This is a genomic window from Rhizobium sp. BK529 (assembly GCF_014194105.1).
Taxonomy (GTDB): domain Bacteria; phylum Pseudomonadota; class Alphaproteobacteria; order Rhizobiales; family Rhizobiaceae; genus Rhizobium.
The window spans coordinates 1,807,227-1,823,548 of sequence record NZ_JACIAU010000001.1 but is presented as its reverse complement, the minus strand read 5'-3'; the positions used below and the strand labels follow the sequence as shown (position 1 = coordinate 1,823,548).

The 16,322-nt window shown below is 58.8% G+C and carries 12 protein-coding genes, 1 tRNA gene and 1 pseudogene; 7 read left to right on the top strand and 7 right to left on the bottom strand.

The features are described from left to right. Positions 1 to 43: 43 nt before the first annotated feature. On the top strand, positions 44 to 769 hold the full coding sequence (locus FHX08_RS09205; RefSeq protein WP_132651265.1) for a DUF2270 domain-containing protein: 726 nt from the start codon (positions 44 to 46) through the stop codon (positions 767 to 769). Between the two features lie 267 nt (positions 770 to 1,036). Here FHX08_RS09205 and FHX08_RS09200 read toward each other — a convergent pair whose 3' ends face one another. The 5 genes from FHX08_RS09200 to FHX08_RS09180 form a co-directional block, all read right to left on the bottom strand. After that, positions 1,037 to 4,849, bottom strand: coding sequence for a vitamin B12-dependent ribonucleotide reductase (locus tag FHX08_RS09200; protein ID WP_132651266.1), 3,813 nt, complete (start codon positions 4,847 to 4,849; stop codon positions 1,037 to 1,039). A 585-nt stretch (positions 4,850 to 5,434) separates the two neighbouring features. Beyond that, a complete protein-coding gene (locus FHX08_RS09195; protein WP_132651267.1) occupies positions 5,435 to 6,025 on the bottom strand; it encodes a hypothetical protein in 591 nt (196 codons plus the stop codon). A gap of 138 nt (positions 6,026 to 6,163) precedes the next feature. Next, entirely contained in the window at positions 6,164 to 6,661 is a 498-nt protein-coding gene (gene gpt, locus FHX08_RS09190; protein ID WP_132651268.1) for a xanthine phosphoribosyltransferase, read from the bottom strand. 167 nt (positions 6,662 to 6,828) lie between these two features. Next, on the bottom strand, positions 6,829 to 7,665 hold the full coding sequence (locus FHX08_RS09185) for a universal stress protein (RefSeq protein WP_132651269.1): 837 nt from the start codon (positions 7,663 to 7,665) through the stop codon (positions 6,829 to 6,831). A 105-nt stretch (positions 7,666 to 7,770) separates the two neighbouring features. Next, positions 7,771 to 8,526, bottom strand: coding sequence for a competence/damage-inducible protein A (locus FHX08_RS09180; protein WP_132651270.1), 756 nt, complete (start codon positions 8,524 to 8,526; stop codon positions 7,771 to 7,773). 220 nt (positions 8,527 to 8,746) lie between these two features. On the opposite strand from FHX08_RS09180, the gene wrbA reads away from it, so the two are divergent. The 3 genes from wrbA (at position 8,747) to FHX08_RS09165 (ending at position 11,540) form a co-directional block, all read left to right on the top strand. Then, positions 8,747 to 9,343, top strand: coding sequence for an NAD(P)H:quinone oxidoreductase type IV (gene wrbA, locus FHX08_RS09175; protein WP_132651271.1), 597 nt, complete (start codon positions 8,747 to 8,749; stop codon positions 9,341 to 9,343). 126 nt (positions 9,344 to 9,469) lie between these two features. Further along, positions 9,470 to 9,555: transfer RNA gene (locus FHX08_RS09170), tRNA-Leu, on the top strand. A gap of 200 nt (positions 9,556 to 9,755) precedes the next feature. Then, the gene (locus tag FHX08_RS09165; protein ID WP_132651272.1) at positions 9,756 to 11,540 is read left to right on the top strand and encodes an adenylate/guanylate cyclase domain-containing protein; all 1,785 of its coding nucleotides are present in this window, start codon (positions 9,756 to 9,758) and stop codon (positions 11,538 to 11,540) included. Between the two features lie 454 nt (positions 11,541 to 11,994). Here the strand turns inward: FHX08_RS09165 and FHX08_RS09160 are convergent. Both FHX08_RS09160 and FHX08_RS09155 read right to left on the bottom strand, forming a co-directional pair. Next, positions 11,995 to 12,249 (bottom strand): annotated as a pseudogene (locus FHX08_RS09160) (methylated-DNA--[protein]-cysteine S-methyltransferase); the annotation flags it as partial. Positions 12,250 to 12,464: 215 nt separating this feature from the next. Next, positions 12,465 to 12,842, bottom strand: coding sequence for a VanZ family protein (locus tag FHX08_RS09155; protein WP_132651273.1), 378 nt, complete (start codon positions 12,840 to 12,842; stop codon positions 12,465 to 12,467). A gap of 186 nt (positions 12,843 to 13,028) precedes the next feature. On the opposite strand from FHX08_RS09155, the gene ilvA reads away from it, so the two are divergent. The 3 genes from ilvA (at position 13,029) to FHX08_RS09140 (ending at position 16,151) form a co-directional block, all read left to right on the top strand. After that, positions 13,029 to 14,279, top strand: coding sequence for a threonine ammonia-lyase (gene ilvA, locus FHX08_RS09150; protein WP_132651274.1), 1,251 nt, complete (start codon positions 13,029 to 13,031; stop codon positions 14,277 to 14,279). A 36-nt stretch (positions 14,280 to 14,315) separates the two neighbouring features. Continuing rightward, positions 14,316 to 14,645, top strand: coding sequence for an HlyU family transcriptional regulator (locus FHX08_RS09145; RefSeq protein WP_132651275.1), 330 nt, complete (start codon positions 14,316 to 14,318; stop codon positions 14,643 to 14,645). Between the two features lie 234 nt (positions 14,646 to 14,879). Further along, the gene (locus FHX08_RS09140) at positions 14,880 to 16,151 is read left to right on the top strand and encodes a diguanylate cyclase (RefSeq protein WP_132651276.1); all 1,272 of its coding nucleotides are present in this window, start codon (positions 14,880 to 14,882) and stop codon (positions 16,149 to 16,151) included. Positions 16,152 to 16,322 lie beyond the last annotated feature (171 nt).

Genomic DNA, 16,322 nt, shown 5'->3' with positions numbered 1-16,322 from the left:
AAGACCGTTGCGAGAAAGAAGCATATGCGAGGAGGAAACGACGATGGCCACCGAGCTCACGACATCCCATCTCCTGGATAGTGCCATGGACATCAAACCGCCGCCGCTACCCACGACGACGGGGGAGATCACCAACACGCTGAACCATTATTATCGTGGCGAACTCGCGCGGATGACCAGTTGGCGGGACCGCATCGACCGAACGTCGAACTGGGCGATTACCGTCGTGGCGGCGCTGCTCTCCGTGTCCTTGTCGACACCAACGTCTCATCATGGCGTGTTGCTGTTTGGCATGATGCTGATCACATTGCTGCTGATGATCGAGGCGCGGCGTTATCGCTTCTTCGATGTTTATCGGGCGCGGGTGCGGCAACTGGAGCGCAGCTATTTTGCGCAGATTCTGATGCCCGAAGCCGAGCTCAATCCCGATTGGGCGCAATCGATTGCCAAGAGCCTGCGTGCACCGCGGCTTCTCCTCGGCTATTTCGAGGCTATGCAGCGGCGACTGCGGCGGAATTATTGCTGGATGTACGCGATCCTGCTGATGGCATGGATCTTGAAGATCTCGACGCCAAAGCTGCAGGCGGAAGGCGCGTCGCAAGAGCTGGCACATTCGTGGAGCTATATTGTCGACAATGCGGCACTCGGACCGATTCCCGGCTGGCCGGTGATCGCGATCGTGGTTATCTTCTATGCCGTTATTCTCTACGGCACATTACGCCGCAAGTTGGACGACGGTGATTTTCCCCATGGTGAAGCGCATGTCTGATTGTTTGGCAATGCCGGACTGATGCAGGATGAATTCTCCGTTCACCGCCCGCCATTCGGTCGCCGAAATCAGCCGGCGGTGAACATAGCTGCATCACCCTACAGTCATGTTTCTCGCTATGGTGATCGGTCGTCGCCCCCATGATGTTTGAGTGGGCACGACACCGATACGAAAATGGCCGGACTTTTTGGGTCCGGCCATTTCAATTTCTATCTCATTTCAATGACCGCGCTTCAAACCAGTGGCGGCCAAGGATTTCCGAAAAAATCAGCTGCAGCCGCTGGTCGCACCGCACGTGTCGCACTTCTCGCAGGTGCCGTTGCGCACCATCGTGAAGTTCTGGCACTCGCTGCACATATTGCCCGTGTAGCCCTGCATGATCGAGCGGGCGCGGCGTTCGGCTTCCACCTTCTTGGCTTCCGTCTTGGCGGTTGCAGCGTCGGCTGCAGCCTTGTCGGAGAAGAGGGCGGTTGCGTCGTTACCGGCTTCTTCGAGCACTTCTTCGGCAATCTCCTCGGCCAGTTCCTTGGCGCGCTCTTCATAATCGCGCTTGAAGGCGACGATTTCGGAGGTGGAGATGGCGGCTGTCGGCTCCAGCTTGCGGGCGGCTGCACCCGCAAACGAGGTTACCGAGCCGGTCGAGGAGGCGCGGGCAGGGGCTGCCGTTGCTGCACCCTTCGGCTCGCCGAGCTGACGGTCGCTGCCGGTGTTCGAGACCAGCGTCGGTTTGTAGCCGCGGGTCCAGCCAGTCGAGACGAGGTTCGTCTTGCCTTCCTGGATACCCTTGCCGAGCGCCGTATTGGAGAAGTCGGACGTATCGACATGGGCCAAATCGTGGCGGCCGAGATAGGAGACGGCGAGTTCGCGGAACACGTAGTCGAGGATCGACGTGGCGTTCTTGATCGCATCATTGCCGATGACGATGCCGGCCGGTTCGAACTTGGTGAAGGTGAAGGCCTCCACATATTCTTCCAGCGGCACGCCGTATTGCAGGCCGAGCGAGATGGCGATGGCGAAGTTGTTCATCATTGCACGGAAGGCCGCACCTTCTTTGTGCATATCGATGAAGATTTCGCCGAGGCGGCCGTCGCCGAATTCGCCGGTGCGGAGGTAAACCTTGTGACCCCCGACGGCAGCCTTCTGGGTGTAGCCCTGACGGCGATTCGGCAGCTTCTCGCGTTCGCGGGAAACACGCTCGATCACCTTCTCGATGATCTTCTCGGTGACCGTCACGGCCTGGGCAGCGAGCGGCTGCTGGATCAGATCTTCGAGCGCATCCTCGTCGTTGTCGTCCTCGATCAGCGATGCGTTGAGCGGCTGGGACAGCTTCGAACCGTCACGGTAGAGGGCATTCGCCTTCAGGCCGAGCTTCCAGGACAGCATGTAGGCATTCTTGCAATCCTCGACGGTTGCCTCGTTCGGCATGTTGATCGTCTTGGAGATTGCACCGGAGATAAAGGGCTGGGCAGCCGCCATCATGCGGATATGGCTTTCGACCGAGAGGTAACGCTTGCCGATCTTGCCGCAGGGATTGGCGCAATCGAAGACCGGCAGGTGTTCCTTCTTAAGGAAGGGTGCGCCTTCCAGCGTCATCGCACCGCAAACGTGGATGTTGGCGGCCTCGATGTCCTTCTTCGAGAAGCCGATATGCTCGAGCAGGCTGAAGCTCACGTCGGCGAGTTGCTCGTCGGAGACCTTCAGGATGGTCTTTAGGAAGTCGGCGCCGAGCGTCCACTGGTTGAAGACGAACTTGATGTCGAAGGCGCTCTTCAGAGCCGCATTGACGGCTTCCACTTTCTCGTCGGTGAAGCCCTTGGCCTTCAGCGTCGAGGGGTTGATGGCCGGCGCCTGGTTCAGGTTGCCGTGGCCGACAGCATAAGCTTCGATCTCGGCGATCTGGCTTTCGGAATAGCCGAGCGTGCGCAGCGCATCCGGAACGGCGCGGTTGATGATCTTGAAATAGCCGCCGCCGGCGAGCTTCTTGAACTTCACCAGCGCGAAGTCAGGCTCGATGCCGGTCGTGTCGCAATCCATGACGAGGCCGATCGTGCCGGTCGGGGCGATGACCGAGACCTGCGCGTTGCGGTAGCCGTGTTTCTCGCCGAGTTCGAGCGCCTTGTCCCAGGCCGACATGGCATGAGCCGCAAGATCCTGATCCGGGTTTTCCTGATGGATCAGCGCGACCGGGTTGACCGAGAGAGCCTCGTAACCAGTGTTCTCACCATGAGCGGCGCGGCGATGGTTGCGGATAACGCGCAGCATGTGCTCGCGGTTCGGCTCGTAGTTCGGGAACGGGCCAAGTTCGGCAGCCATTTCGGCCGAGGTTGCGTAGCAGATGCCGGTCATGATCGCCGTCAGCGAGCCCGCAATGGCGCGGCCTTCGGCGCTGTCATAGGGGATGCCTGAGGACATCAGCAGGCCGCCGATATTGGCGTAGCCGAGGCCGAGCGTACGATATTCGTAGGAGAGTTCGGCGATGCGCTTCGACGGGAACTGCGCCATCATGACAGAGATTTCGAGCACGACGGTCCACAGGCGAACGGCATGTTCATAATCGCCGATATTGATGCGCTTGGTGGCCTTGTCCTTGAACTGCAGGAGGTTCAGCGAGGCAAGGTTGCAGGCCGTGTCGTCGAGGAACATATATTCCGAGCACGGGTTCGAGCCGCGGATCGGGCCACCGGCCGGCGACGTGTGCCAGTCGTTCATCGTCGTGTTGAAGTGGATGCCCGGATCGGCCGATGCCCAGGCGGCGTAAGATATCGTTTCCCAGAGGTCGCGGGCCTTCAGCGTCTTCATCACCCTTCCGTCCTTGCGGGCGGTCAGGTTCCAGTCGCCATCTTCTTCGACGGCGCGCAGGAAGTCGTCCTTGATCGAGACGGAGTTGTTGGAGTTCTGGCCGGAGACGGTGAGATAGGCTTCCGAATCCCAGTCCGTGTCGTAGGTCTTGAACTCCATGTCCTTGTAGCCCTGGCGGGCGAACTGGATGACACGCTGGACGTAGTTCTCCGGAACCTGGTCCTTCTTGGCAGCGCGGATTTCGCGCTTCAGGGCCGGGTTCTTGGCCGGGTCGAAGCAATCGCCATTGTCGGCTTCGCAATTGACGCAGGCCCTCATGATCGCCTTCAGATGCTTGGCAACGACCTTGGAGCCGGTCACGAGAGCGGCGACCTTCTGCTCTTCCTTGACCTTCCAGTTGATATATTCCTCGATATCGGGATGGTCGATGTCGACGACGACCATCTTGGCCGCACGACGGGTCGTGCCGCCCGACTTGATGGCGCCGGCAGCGCGGTCGCCGATCTTCAGAAAGCTCATCAGGCCGGAGGAACGGCCGCCGCCGGAAAGCTTTTCGCCTTCGCCGCGCAGCATGGAGAAGTTGGAGCCGGTGCCCGAGCCGTACTTGAAGAGTCGGGCTTCACGCACCCAGAGGTCCATGATGCCGCCTTCGTTGACGAGGTCGTCTTCGACGGACTGGATGAAGCAGGCATGTGGCTGCGGATGTTCGTAGGCCGACTTGGACTTCGTGATCTTGCCGGTGAAGGGATCGACATAGAAATGGCCCTGGCCGGGGCCGTCGATGCCATAGGCCCAGTGCAGGCCGGTGTTGAACCATTGCGGGGAGTTCGGCGCGACGCGCTGGGTGGCGAGCATGTAGGCAAGCTCGTCCTTGAAGGCTGCTGCGTCTTCTTCGGAAGAGAAGTAGCCGCCCTTCCAGCCCCAGTAGGTCCAGGTGCCGGCAAGACGATCGAAAACCTGGCGGGCGTCGGTTTCCGAGCCGGTCTGTTCATCCTTCGGCAGGCCTTTCAACGCCGCGTCATCGGCAACGGAGCGCCACAGGAAAGAGGGGACATCATTCTCTTCGACCTTCTTCAGGCGGGCAGGGACGCCGGCCTTGCGGAAATACTTCTGCGCCAGAACGTCGGTTGCGACCTGCGAGAACTGCGCGGGCACGTCGATATTTTCGAGGCGGAAGACGATCGACCCATCCGGGTTCTTGATCTCACTCGTCGCCTTGCGGAATTCGATATCCGCATAGGCGCCTTGACCAGCCTTCGTAAACCGACGTTCGATGCGCATTTTCTCTAACCTCGTGTTGGCACCCGAAAGGGCGCAAAGTTCCCTTCCGGCTACACGTTGTCCCTTCGTGCAGCCGGTGCTCGTTCCGTCTTGTGACAGGATGTCATCCGGAGATCACTTTCCTGTATCTTGTGGTGAGGCTGGCTGCAAACGCTAAATATAGTGTTAACAGCTAATTTTTACCAGTCCCCGATGCCGCTTTTTGAGGCTGGAAAAAGGCGCAAAAGATCTATCCGGCGCGACCGCCCCCTGACGGCACAACACCCTGATTCCGCGTCCAATTTTCTTAAAGAGAACCGGGCTCGTTACTTCCGGTCCAGTCGCCGCCGCAACATCTTTGCCATTAAGTTTGAATCAGCTGATTCCGTCAAGGGGTGGAATGTAACCGAATGCTAACCACAACATCTTGTGGATGCGCGTGTGAAGACTGGGGAAAGTCCGAGTAAGCCAGAAAATACAAGGACTTGCGGGAACGGTCTGCCAAGGCGAAGGGCCGACTGTCAAAAAAATCGGCTGCGTCAAAAGTTAGGATGGCTTTTGCGATGGAATTGCGCATGCCGATTCGTTCAAGGAAATCAGCGCCTTCTAGAGGGCGTCAATGGCGATCGTGACGGTCGCCGTGCCGATCGGCTCGCCTCTTTCGTCGGTGACCACGAAGCTTGCCTGAGTCTCGAGGCGCTGAGTCGACTCGTTACGCTCAGCCTGGCTGATATAGATATCCCGCGAACCAACGGCGAAGGTTTTCAGAAACTTATCCTCGTCACCCTGCCAATAGTCAGTGGTGACGATGCTCTGGCCGACATTCAACCCGTGGCAGTCGGTGACGAAAAACTCGAGGATCGTCCCCTGCGAATCGTCCTGCTTCGACTTGAGGTAATGCGAGATGGGTTTCGCCATCAGTGCCTTGACCATCTGCAAGTCGCCCTGTGCGACCTCCGCCCGATAGGTCTCGTCGAGCACGAGCATGTCCATTTCGCTGACATCGCGGAATTTTGCGTTTTGTTCCTCGATCGCCTTTACAACGACAGGAGCCCCGACCATCGGCCGGATGAGCGTCTCCACATAGTCGTGCACGACACTGACATAGGCCGGCTCCGCCCCAGCGGGCACATGGGGAAACACACATCCGATAAGCCCGAGGGCGGCTGCCGTTCGAAACTTGCCCCAGCATGCCATTGCGCTTCCCCAACCGCATTCAGCTCAACCCTTGCCCAGTCTTTTGCGACCGGTAGTTGTCCGAACCTATGCTGATAAAATAAAGCGAACGTTACCGGCTGACTGCAGGATTATCCGTACAGCGTGTCTTCGAGTGACTTAACCGCGTGCGCCCTTGGCAATAGGTTCCTGGTAGGTGAAGCCCATATCCCATGGGAAATAGATCCAGGTGTCCTGGCTGACTTCGGTGATGAAAGTATCGATTGTTGGTACACCCTTCGGCTTGGCGTAGACACAGGCGAAATGCGCCTTCGGCAGCATGCCGCGAACCTGGGCGGCAGTCTTGCCGGTATCCGTCAGATCGTCGACGACAAGCACACCTTCGCCGCCATTATCAGCGAGTTCCGGCGCAATGCCCTTCAGTACCACCATGTCGCCCTGGTTGGTGTAATCATGATAGGAGGCAATGCAGACGGTTTCGATCAAACGGATATTCAGTTCTCGCGAAATGATCGCCGCCGGAACAAGGCCGCCGCGGGTAATGCAGACGATCGCCTTGAATTCCTGGTTGAGGCCGGCGAGCCGCCAGGCGAGTGCGCGCGCATCGCGGTGAAACTGATCCCAGGAAACGGGGAAGGCTTTATCAGGAAGGGACATCGGGCTGCTCCGCGGCATGAAAGAACACACGCCGTTTGCCGGCGACCGTATGAACGTCGACAGGCAGAACGCAAATCGCGCAGCCGGAACTGCGCGATGGATGCCGAAGCCAATGTCATCGGTCGCCGCAATTAGCGGAATTTCGGGGCAAAACGCAAGAGCAGCGTTTAACGCGACAGCAATGTGAGTGCCGTCATCGACTGCAGCAAGGTCTTTGTCGTGCCGCCGAAGATCGCCTGCCAGAGCCGGGAATGCGTATAGGCGCCCATGACCAGAAGATCGATGCTGTTGTCCGAAAGCCGGTTTTCGATCACATGAGAGGCGTGCCTGTCACCGCTTTCGGCCGTGGCGAGTGTCACGTTGACGCCATGGCGGGCAAGTGTGGCGGCAATATCGGCGCCCGTCGCCGAATGTTTTGCCGTCTCGACCGGATCGACGGAGAAAATCTCTACTGCTTCGGCAGTCCGAAGGATCGGCAGGGCATCGAAGGTGGCACGTGTGGCCTCCTTTGAGCCGTTCCAGGCAATCAGCACGCGCTTGATCGGTTTCGGCTGGCGGATGATGTAGGGGATCATCAGAACGGGCCTGCCGCTTTCGAACAGAAACTCGTCGACATCCACATGGCTGTCGGAAGGTCTTGCCGGGTCGGCCTGCGAGGCGATCAGCAGATCGGCGCTGCGAGCGGTTTCAATCAGCGGCGCCGAGCCGTATCCCGTCGATGTGGCAAAGGCACGCCATTCCAAGGACGCGCCGGAAGCGTTGCCACGGGCGCGGAAGATCCGCTCGACCTCGACAGTTTCGGAATGAGCCATATCCTGAAGCGCCTGGACGGCGACCGGATCGGGAATTTCCATCGGTGCTACCAGCGGCACAGCGGCAATCGTTTCGGCATGCAGGCCGATGACATGGGCGCTGCTTTCCGCGGCAAGGGCAAAAGCGAAGTCGGCGACAGCGCCGCTATTATCTGCTGTATCCAGAATGGCGAGAATGGTTTTATAAGACATATCAATTCTCCTTTGCGGCTGAAATGATGGCCGGCGAGGAATGAATGCGTCGGGCAGCGCGGCGGTTCCTTGACCGGGATCAAGACCGCTCACTGCCTGATGGTTCTAGGCAATGTCCTTTCTGCGTCTGATATCCTCGATCATGGCACGAACATCTGCACCGGCGGCCTCGACCACCTCCTGCGAGCGACCGCGCACCACGATTTCAGTGGAAAATGTCTGCCCAACATACCGCGGATAGGACCCGATGCTGGTTTCCGGATGCGCCTTCTGGATCGCCGCCAGCGGCGTGCCGATCTCGCCTTCGCCGTAGGGACAGGCGATGGCGAGCGAGACGACGGGCGTGCCGGTCCTTAGCGTCGGCAGCACATTGTCGACCATCGCCTGGAAGACCTGTGGGACACCGGCCATCACATAGACATTGCCGATGACAAAGCCGGGTGCAGTCGAGACCGGATTGGCGATATGTGCGGCACCGCGCGGCATGCGGGCCATGCGCTGGCGGGCCTCTGTGAATTCCATTTCGCGGCGCTTATACATTTCTGCAAGCAGCGCCATCGCCGCCGGATCGTGCTCGCAGGGCACGCCGAATGCCTTTGAGACCGCGTCCGCAGTGATGTCGTCATGCGTAGGCCCAATGCCGCCAGAGGTGAAGACATAGTCGTATTTGTCCCGAAGCGCATTCAGCGCCTCGACGATTGCATCCTCTTCGTCGGCGACTATGCGCACCTGCTTCAGGTCAATGCCGGAAATGGTCAGCATATCGGCGAGGTGGCCGATATTCTTGTCCTTGGTGCGGCCGGAAAGAAGCTCGTCGCCGATGGCTAGCATGGCGGCAGTAACGACGGTCTCATTGCTCATGGGGATATTCCGTGGTGTGAAGCTCGCAGATAGGTAGCGCCGTTTGACTGCTTTGCAAACGGCAAAGCGGAAAACCCGTCCAATCGAAAGCAAAACGGCAAGTGAAATTTCGTCTATAGACGGTGAACAGTGAGTTCTTCGACGCGGGACTATGTTGAACCGGATGCCCTGCTAGAACGGTCGTGGTCACGAAATTCAACCAGTCCTGATGGAGATAACAATGGCGAAGATTCTCGTCCTCTACTACTCGGCTTACGGTCACATCGAAACCATGGCTTACGCCGTAGCCGAAGGCGCAAGGTCCGCCGGCGCTGATGTCGTCGTTAAGCGCGTTCCGGAACTGGTTTCCGAAGAAGTCGCCAAGGCTTCCCACTACAAGCTCGATCAGGCAGCGCCGATCGCCACCGTCGACGAACTGCCCGACTACGACGCGATCATCGTCGGCGCCGGCACGCGTTTCGGCACGGTTGCATCGCAGATGCGCAACTTCTGGGACCAGACGGGCGGCCTGTGGTTCACCGGCAAGCTCGTCGGCAAGGTCGGCTCGATGTTCACTTCCTCCGCGACGCAGCACGGCGGCCAGGAATCGACGATCCTCGGCTTCGTTCCGACCTTCCTTCATCAGGGTATGGCTTATGTCGGCCTTCCCTATGCATTCCAGGGCCAGATGGGCACGGAAGAGGTCAAGGGCGGCTCGCCCTACGGCGCATCCACCATCACCAACGGCGACGGCTCTCGCCAGCCGTCGGCAATCGAGCTCGACGCGGCCAGGTATCAGGGCGCACACGTCGCCAAAATTGCTGCAAAGCTCGCTTAAGCTTAGCCAAAAATCGCTTTCTGAGACGGCGGTCCTCCAGGCCGCCGTTTTATTTCGAAGCAATGCAGGGATCGCCCGCAAAACAAAACTTGACGAATCCGCCTAAGTCGTTGATCTGGACGGCGCGCGAGCGTGGCGAAACTGGTAGACGCAAGGGACTTAAAATCCCTCGGCCTTAGGCTATACGGGTTCGATCCCCGTCGCTCGCACCACATTGAATTATCGTTCAAAAAGTAGCTTATCCTCCTTCGAACAGAAATCCCGCTATTTCCTCAGGGGGGCATCCGAAGCGCTGGCTGCTCATATCATCAGGGGACGCTAATTTAGATAGGCGATCGCAACGGCCTGCGGTAAAATGGCTTGAGGCCGCCAATTCCGGTCTGGTCACGGCGAACCCTTTGCTGGCAAATCTATGAAACAAAGACTAGCAGCAGTTCTGGCCGCCGACATGGCAGGCTATAGCCGACTGATGGAGGCGGACGAAGCAGGCACGCTCGCTCGCCTCAGAACCCATCGCATAGAGTTGATCGACCCTGCCGTCGCCAAAAATGAGGGCCGCATCATCAAGACGACGGGCGACGGCATGCTGGTCGAATTCCAGAGTGTGACCGACGCTGTCAGATGCGCCGTCGAAATCCAGCAGCGCATGAAACGGCGCAATTCCGACGTGCCGCAGGATCGACGGATCGAATTCCGGATCGGCATCAATGTCGGCGATATCATTTTCGACGACGATGACATTTTCGGCGACGGTGTGAACATAGCCGCGCGCGTCGAACAAATGGCCGATGTCGGAGGTATCTGCATCACGGCCGCGGTAGCGACGCAAATCGCCGACCGACTTGAAGTGGCCATCGAGGACCTTGGCGAGAAGGCACTGAAGAATATCAGCCGTCCGGTTCACCTTTATCGGGTCGGGGTCGACGACACCGTCCTGGCGGCCGCGGCGGATGCCGCGGACGGCAAGCGGACCGCTTCCAAACCCACGATCGTCGTTCTTCCCTTTAATAACATGAGCGGTGATCCCGAACAGGAGTTCTTTGCCGACGGTCTGACCGAGGATATCCTCACCGAACTGTCGCGCCGCCACGAGCTCTTCGTCATCTCGCGCAACTCCAGCTTCGTCTACAAGAACCAACCCGTCAATGTGCGCGAGGTGGCAGAGAAGCTCGGCGCCCAGTACTTGGTCGAAGGCAGCGTAAGGAAAATCGGCGACAGGGTGCGCGTCACGGTCCAGTTGATCGATGCTGTCAACGATGCTCATGTCTGGGCGGACAAATACGACCGCAGACTCGACGACATTTTCGCCATCCAGGACGAGGTGACTGCCGCGATCGCCGCCACGCTTCCCGGCCGCGTCGAAGCGGCCCAGCGAGACCAACTCGCCCGCACGAAGCCGGCAAACATGGCCGCCTACGAATGTGTGCTCGCGGCCAAGGTGCTGCACCATAGAAGCAGCGCCCCGGACAATGAGCAAGCCCAGACGCTGATCGGCAGGGCCATAGAGATCGACCCAGGCTATGCGCATGCTCATGCCTGGCGGGCTTGCATCCTCGGGCAGGCCTGGGTGAACGACTGGTGCAGTGACAAGGATGCGGTCTGGGCGCAAGTCAACTCCGAGCTGGAGCGGGCGCTTTCGCTCGACGACAACGACGCCGACGTGCATCGCATTCTCGCCGCGGTCAATGTCAACAACAACCAACTGACGACGGCACGCTATCATCAGGAGCGCGCCCTCTCGCTCAACCCCAATTACGACCTGGTGGTGGTTCAGCAGGGTGAGTTGCTGACCTGGCTCGGCCGGCCGGAAGAAGGAGTCGAATGGATCCGCAAGGCCATGCGGCTCAACCCGCATCATCCGGCACGTTTTTGGAGCCACCTCGGAAAGGCCCACTTCACCGCCCGGCAATATGGCGAGGCGATCGAGGCATTCATGCATCTTTCCGCCATGGACCACGTCCAGCACGCTTTCGTGGCGGCCTGCTATGGCTGGCTTGGCGACGATATTGCCGCATCTGCACATTTGAAGCAGGTCAAAGCGCTTGCGCCCGACTTCGGCATCAAGCCGTTCCTTGCTACGCTGCACTACACCCAAGAATCCGATACGCAGCATATTCGCGAGGGGCTCATCAAGGCGGGTGCCGGCGAGTTCGTTTCAGCGGCCAGCGACTTGGAAAAACGCAGGAACCTTGGCTGAATTCCACATCTACTGAGCGCTGACTTAAGTAGAGCCTCGCGCGTCTGTAATAACTCCATCAAGGCGGAGATGCCCCCGCATCAGGGACGATTGAAAACACCGGGGACCCGCTTAATCCGTCCGGTTCTATACCATGCTAACTTAAGATCCCTCAGCCTTAGGCTATACGGTTCGATCCCCGTCGCTTGCACTCTCTTTATAAATCCGTTCGAATATGCTTGTATAATGTGAATAAACCATAGGCAGCGCTTGTCTATGGCCTCAACGGTGCAAAAAATGTAGGCACTGTGCGGTTGAGTAAGTATTGTCTTAGTGGGAGTAAGGCGATGGTTTACGACTGGGATGGAGCAAGGACGCGGCGCATCAGACTTTTCAAGATGAGCGCGCTTCTACTCTTGGGAACAGCGGTGGCAGCGGTGCCGCTCTTCTTCTGGGCCTTGCAGTTGCGCGGATACTAAACAGATTTGAGGTGACTGAGCCGATGCTCACGCGCCAGCAGGTCGCGCTTTCGCTTGAAGCCCCAGCGGTAGCCGGAGGTCGAGCCGTCCTTCTTGATGACGCGGTGACATGGCACGAGAATGGCTATCGGGTTTGAAGCAATTGCTTCGGTTACGTCTCGGGCATCGCGCGTGCCCAAATTAGCCGCCAGCGCACCATAATTCGTCGTCTCACCCATGGGAATGGTACACAGCATCGACCAGACCTTGGTCTGGTACGGAGTCCCCGTTCAAACGAAAAAGAGGCCCGCACTGGAAGCGCGGACTCTAGTCCGGAGCGGAAAGTGGACAGCTGCCGCGCATGGAGTCGGCAAGCAGCAAAAGCTGCGGTCAGGCAGACTTGACGTCGATCGGATCGAGCTGGAGCAGAAACGCCGCGGTGCCGCTGGCCGTGCAACTGCGTAGGCTCAGACGTCCCTGTCTAGCTTTAGCGTCGAACAAACCCCGCAGCGGCATTCGCTACCGTTTTTGTCTCACGCCATTTATTGAAAGCCCAGCCGGCGAGCAGGCCGAGTGCGGCGCCCATGGCCTTGACGCCCGCATCGTGAAGGCGCGGATGCCGGGTCGGCGACAGATATTGCAGATATTCGATCGCCAGGGCGCCGAAGATCAGCAGCACTGCGACTGTTTTCCAGTGCTTCGGATAGGCCAAAGAAAAAGCAAGTCCGGCGGCCAAGTAAGCCGCGGCCCGATCGATATCGGGTGTCTCTATCGTGTTCGGCCGCAATTCGATCGGCGAAACTGTCACGAACAGGATGAAGGCGAGAAGAAGCCACGCCAGCGGCTTTACGATCTTGGGTGTCATTAGACGTTCATATTGGCGAATGCTATGTGCCATCAAGTTAAAAGCGGTTCACACCGGCGTAATCTGATGACTCGCTTAAGGAAGCCTTTCATCGAGCGAACGACAAAAGGCGCAAACGGGCTTCTTTCCGCTGGCTGGCTGTGTCATAGCGGCGGCTGGATTTTTTTGAAGAATGGACGAACGCCCGTGACGAAACACGATGTCGAAGGCGCCGAAGAGGCGATGCGCAGCCTTTTCCCCGCGACGCCGCTGCAGCTCAATGATCATCTGTCCGCGCGTTATGGAGCCGATATCTGGCTGAAGCGCGAGGATCTTTCGCCGGTGAGATCCTACAAGATCCGCGGCGCGTTCAATTTCTTCCGCAAGGCGATCGCCGAAGGGGCGGGCGACAAGACTTTCGTCTGCGCCTCCGCCGGCAATCACGCGCAGGGTTTTGCCTTCGTCTGCCGCCATTTCGGCGTTCCCGGCGTCGTTTTCATGCCGGTCACCACACCGCAGCAGAAGATCGACAAGACCCGCATGTTCGGCGCCGGCTTTATCACCATCGAACTCATCGGCGATTTCTTCGACCAGTGCTATCAGGCTGCCCGCGATCGCGTCGAGGCAATCGGTGGCGTCATGGTGCCGCCCTTCGACCATGCCGATATCATCGAGGGTCAGGCGACGGTCGCCGCGGAAATCATGCAGCAACTCCCCGAGGGCGTCGTACCCGATTTGGTCGTGCTGCCAGTCGGCGGCGGCGGTCTTGCTGCCGGTATCACCGGCTTTCTCGACGGCGTTGTGCTGCAATCCGGCTTCGTCTTTGCCGAGCCAGCCGGCGCGCCGAGCCTGCACCGCAGCCTTGAGGCAGGGCAGGTGGTCACGCTTCCCAAGGTCGACAATTTCGTCGATGGCGCAGCGGTCGCCCGCATTGGCGACCTGAATTTCGCAGCATTGAAAGACTTTTCGGTCGATCAGGTCAGGCTGATGCCCGAGAACGCCATCTGCGTCACCATCCAGGAGATGTTGAACGTTGAAGGCGTGGTGTTGGAGCCTGCCGGCGCTCTGTCTCTGACGGCAATCGCCGCGATGGATCGCGAGGCCATAAAGGGCAAGACGATCGTTGCAGTCGTCTCGGGCGGCAATTTCGATTTCGAGCGGCTGCCGGACGTCAAGGAAAGGGCCATGCGCCACGCCGGCTTGAAGAAATACTTCATCCTGCGCCTCGCCCAGCGTCCTGGCGCTCTGCGCGATTTCCTCAATCTTCTTGGACCGCATGACGATATCGCCCGCTTCGAATATCTCAAGAAATCGGCGCGCAATTTCGGTTCAATCCTGATCGGCATCGAGACGACGACTCCAGAGAATTTCACGACGCTGGTCGCGAATTTCGAAAGCGCCGGCATGGGCTTCGAGGACATCACCGAAAACGAGATCCTCGCAAATCTGATCATTTGACTTTGCGTCAACTGCACTGCGTGCTAAAGGCGGATCATGGCTTCGTTCCTTTCAAATATTCTCTCTGTCTTCACCGGGGGCAGCAAATCCTCGAGCGAGGCGGCTGCGGGTCCTTCCGGCGAGCCGCAGCTCTATGGCGATTGCACCATCTACGCGGAGCCGCAAAAGGAAGGCGGCCAGTATCGTTTGGCCGGTCGCATTGAAAAGAAAGTTGGCGAGGACGTTTTGGTGCGCAAGTTCATCCGCGCCGATCTCTTCTCTTCATCCGATGATGCAATCGAATGCACCGTGCGCAAGGCGCAGCAGATTATCGATCAGCATGGTCCATCGCTTTTCAGCGACGGCGAGAAGCTTCGGCAGGTCTGAGGATTAGCCGGACAAGCCCCGTCGGCCTGGCGTTTCCCATTGTTTTTCAAAACTATGACAGCATTTCCGTGACGGAAACCGCTGGCTTGCTCACCTAATCTTAAAGGATTGTAGCGAAGGTGGCGCCTGCAGGGTTTGCAGGGTGCCGCTTGTGTTTGAGCTTTCCGGACTATCGACCAGAAGACCCGCCGCGGCGGCTATGGCTCTTTGGCGCGGTCCTGTAGTCGGAGGGCCGTGATGGAGCTCTTCAACGCCGCTCTCTTCATCGTCCAAGCCGTCGGTTACTTCGTGCTGATGGTCAGCCTCCTGCATTTTCGCCTGCGCCTTGGATTGGGTGTTTTCCTGACGGCGCTCGGCGTCATGCATTTCATGGAAACTTACCTTGCCGCGGTCTTCTATGTTTCCCTGCCTTTCGGGGATGTCTCGCCGGGGTCTTCGATCTTCTTTTCCGGCAAGCTGATGATGATCCTCATGCTCTACCGGCAGGAGGATGCGGCGACGGTCCGTCAGCCGATCTACGGTCTCTTTATCGGCAATCTTCTAACCGTCGGCATTGCCTGGGTACTGCAGCTTCATCAGCCGCTGGAACTGTCGCCTGGTCATCCGGCAGACGTCAACTTCCTGAAAGATATGGGCTGGCTGATGGTCTGGGGTACGGCAATCCTATACCTCGACTCGCTCGGTATCATCCTGCTCTATGAGAAGCTCGGTGATTACATGCGTCGGCGGGTGGTGCTGCGCTTCATGATTGCAGGCCTCGTACTTCTGACGTTTGACCAGATCTGCTTCTTCAGTGGCCTCCATTATTTCGTAGGCGTGCCGACGACGGCCTTCTGGGCCGGTTGGAAAGCGAAGATGCTGGCGGTCTGCCTCTATTCTCTGATGTTTGCGATCTACGAATATCATGTCCGCCGGGACGGCGTTGCTGCCTCGGCCCGCTCGATCGGCGATCTCTTTGGTGATCTGACATTCCGAGAGCGCTACAATGATCTTCTGGAACGAACCGGCCGCGATATGCTGACCGGCGTCTATGATCGCAGCCGGATGGAGCTTGAGGCGCCGTTGATGGTGCAAGAAGCACTTCGGCAGGGTCAGTATGCGACGGTTCTCATCATCGATGCCGACCATTTCAAAGACGTCAATGACGGCTTCGGCCATCTGCAAGGTGACGAGGTTCTGAGGGCCATTGCCTCCAGGCTTGGAACGACGCTCCGCTCCAGCGATCGTGTCTTCCGCTTTGGCGGCGAAGAGTTCGTGGCCGTCTGCCCCGGCACAAACCATGAGGAAGCGCTGCTGCTTGCCGAACGCTTGCGGTGGACGATCGCGACCAGTGTAAAAACACCCAACGATGCGCCGATATCGGTCAGCATAGGGGTCGCAACCGCCGACGAAGATGGTGAGAGCTTCACGGCGCTGCTTTCGGCAGCGGATGGGCGCCTGTACGAGGCAAAGAAGAGCGGCCGTAATCGTGTCGTCGGTCGCTCTGGAGTGGTCAAAGTCAGCTAGCCGCGGTCACGCCGCGCGAAAGATCTTGGCGCCGGAGGGCGCGTTCGTCATGCCGCCATCTATGATCGGCGCAGTCGGCCTTGCGCGCATTGTCGATGACGAAAAATTCTCCGACGAAATCCTGGAGACGGTTCGTTCCTTCGTCGGTGACTTCGCGGCAAAATGAAAGGG